The organism is Paraburkholderia sp. SIMBA_053 (genome assembly GCF_046534895.1).
Lineage (GTDB): Bacteria > Pseudomonadota > Gammaproteobacteria > Burkholderiales > Burkholderiaceae > Paraburkholderia > Paraburkholderia caledonica.
This window is the reverse complement of the sequence record NZ_JAWRXU010000928.1, coordinates 1-263: the sequence shown is the minus strand read 5'-3', so window position 1 is coordinate 263 and position 263 is coordinate 1. Positions and strand designations below refer to the sequence as shown.

The window sequence follows — 263 nt, the reverse complement described above, 5'->3', positions numbered from 1 at the left end:
GGATTCAACTGCGCGAACTCACCCGACGCAAAAGAGATCTGTGCGCTTTCGATAAGATGGTGCATATGCACTGCATCGGCGAAAGTCGGCGCAGTACGTGTGCCATTCGTCACGTCGTGCGCGTAAGCCCAATAGAGTTCTGCCAGCTCCAGTACGGCGGAAGGCAGATCCGATTCCGGCAGGCGCAAATAGTGGGTCGGTACTTCGAGCCGTTCGAGCAGCTGCTTGTCGCCGTGCGCACCGAGGATTGCATAGTCGTCACC

The 263-nt window shown here is 57.8% G+C and carries 1 pseudogene; it reads right to left on the bottom strand.

Annotated features, from left to right (window positions below):
- A pseudogene (locus tag SB753_RS38325) lies at nt 1-263 on the bottom strand (gfo/Idh/MocA family oxidoreductase); the annotation flags it as partial.